Genomic DNA, 1985 nt, shown 5'->3' on the forward strand with positions numbered 1-1985 from the left:
CCGACTGACGTGTGCTGGACTTGGGGACCCGCGTAGCGGGCAACGGCTGCTGCGTCGCCTTTCTTTGCCTTCTTTCTTTGGCGAAGCAAAGAAAGAAGGTGGCAGCCGGGCCACTCCCGGCAACTGAGTATCCACGAAGAAAAAACAGGATCAGTGACGCAAACGAGCAAACAAGGGCAAACACAATTACGCGGACAAAACAAAAACGCCCCGAATAATCGGGGCGTTTTATTACAGCCAGCTGATCGTGTTTTCCAATGCATAAACAGACATCAAGCCTGCCTGCGTGGAGGCGCGATTTAGCCGAGGTTTTTCGCTACGAAATCCCAGTTCACCAAGGCCCAGAACGATTCCACATACTTGGGACGCGCATTGCGGTAGTCGATGTAGTAAGCGTGTTCCCAGACGTCGCAGGTCAACAGTGGTGTGTCGGCGCCGGTCAATGGGCAGCCTGCGTTCGAGGTGTTAGCCAGATCGAGCGAGCCGTCGGCTTTTTTCACCAGCCAGGTCCAGCCGGAGCCGAAATTGGTTACGCATGATTTGGTGAATTCTTCCTTGAACTTGTCGAAGGAACCCCATTTTGCATTGATTGCATCAGCAACTTTGCCAGTTGGAGCGCCGCCGCCTGCTGGTTTCAAGCCGTTCCAGTAGAACGTGTGGTTCCAGACCTGGGCTGCATTGTTGAATACGCCGCCGGAAGATTTCTTGATGATTTCTTCGAGGCTGGCATTTTCGAATTCGGTACCCTTGATCAGGTTGTTCAAATTCGTTACGTAAGTCTGGTGATGCTTGCCGTAATGGTATTCGAGTGTTTCTTTGGAAATATGTGGAGCGAGTGCATCCAACGCATAGGGCAGTGCCGGCAGGGTATGTTCCATGGTCGTCCTTTGAGGGTTAAAAATAAAGATGTTCTTTTTGAAAGGGCTTATTGTAAGGCGGTTATGCAATGCTTGCACACGACGCAAGTCAATTTCCGCCATGCTGCGGTTTTACTCCAGCGTTTTTTGCACGCTGGCTATTCCTATCTGTGCCGTGCCTTCTGCCAATCGCAGCGTTACATGCTGGCGCGGATGCAGTTCCTGCGGCGCGCGCACGATTTGCCCTTTTTCATCAGTGACGATCGCATAGCCGCGTTCCAGCGTGCGTTGCGGATTGAGCATTTCCAGTTGTGCCGACAAGGCGCCCAGATGCTGGCGTTGCGTGGCCACGCGCCTTGCCATCTGGCTGCCCAGGCGGCGCGCATGATCGGCTACGCGTATGCGTTGCGCCCGTGTATCCGGCAATTGCGTGAGCCAGCGATTGCGCAAATGCGCGAGGGCAAACTGCGCCTTGCTGAGCGGGATACGGGTGGCATGGCCCAGGCGCGCCTGCAGGTTTTGCAGTTTCATCCCTTCATGCGCGATATAGGCGGATGGGCTGATCAGGCGGCGCGACAGCCAGTCCAGCGTTTGCGCCGTATCGGATAACTGCCTTTTCAATGTGCGGCGCATGTCATCGGCTTCAGTTGCCAGCCTGGCCAGCCAGTCTGCGCGCGGCGTGGCAGCCAGTTCTGCTGCCGCGGTCGGGGTTGGTGCGCGCAGATCGGCGGCAAAATCGGCAATCGTGAAATCGGTTTCATGGCCGACGCCGACGATGACGGGGATGTCGCAACCGACTATCGTGCGTGCGACCAGTTCATGATTGAACGACCATAAATCTTCTATGCTGCCGCCGCCGCGACACACCAGCAGCACATCGCATTCGGCGCGCGCCGAGGCGGTGGCGATTGCCTGTGCAATCTTGTTGGCCGAGCCTTCGCCCTGCACCGGTGTTGGATACAGGATGATACGCACATGTGGGGCGCGACGTTTCAAGGTAGTCAAAATGTCACGCAGGGCTGCTGCCTGCGGGCTGGTGACTATGCCTATCGTGCGTGCAAACAGCGGCAACGGCCGCTTGCGGGCCGGATCGAACAAACCTTCGGCCGCGAGTTTTTCCTTCAACTG

The 1985-nt window shown here is 56.4% G+C and carries 2 protein-coding genes; both read right to left on the reverse strand.

The annotated features are described in order from the left end of the window. Positions 1-299: 299 nt before the first annotated feature. Positions 300-878 (reverse strand): superoxide dismutase [Fe], encoded by a 579-nt coding sequence (gene sodB / locus Q7T06_RS09920; protein ID WP_304784168.1) that lies wholly within the window; start codon positions 876-878, stop codon positions 300-302. A 111-nt stretch (positions 879-989) separates the two neighbouring features. After that, positions 990-1985 (reverse strand): exodeoxyribonuclease VII large subunit (xseA, locus tag Q7T06_RS09925; protein ID WP_304784170.1); only part of this gene is annotated, 996 nt, incomplete at its 5' end.

The organism is Herminiimonas sp., assembly GCF_030645555.1.
GTDB lineage: Bacteria > Pseudomonadota > Gammaproteobacteria > Burkholderiales > Burkholderiaceae_D > Oxalicibacterium.

Bases quoted from the DNA above. Each gene is read 5' to 3' on its own strand.
- sodB (WP_304784168.1), bottom strand. From the start codon at position 878: ATGGAACATACCCTGCCGGCACTGCCCTATGCGTTGGATGCACTCGCT.